Here is a 256-nt window from a genome sequence, read left to right on the forward strand (position 1 = left end):
GTCGCTGGACACCGCTTTTTCTTTCGACAGGTTGGCGTCGCCCAGTTCATAGGTGCCGGTGGCGACGTGAGCGCCGTTGGCATACAGCTCGTAGAACGTCGGGGCGCGTTCGGTGTAGCCGAGGGTGGCGGCCAGGGACCAGATTGGCGTGAGGGTGTACACCGCGCCAGACGACAGGCTGCCGGCGGTGAAGTCGGCGGACTTGTTGGCATTGGCAAAGCGCGCGTTGCCTTTGCCGTCGGGGTCGACGTTGGTC

1 protein-coding gene is annotated in these 256 nt (G+C 64.8%); it reads right to left on the reverse strand.

The window, feature by feature from the left end; translation table 11 throughout:
- Positions 1 to 256 (reverse strand): TonB-dependent receptor domain-containing protein (locus tag FJ988_RS30610; protein ID WP_140823057.1); only part of this gene is annotated, 256 nt, incomplete at both ends.

Origin of the sequence: Mesorhizobium sp. CU3 (assembly GCF_006442965.1) — a bacterium.
GTDB lineage: Bacteria > Pseudomonadota > Alphaproteobacteria > Rhizobiales > Rhizobiaceae > Mesorhizobium.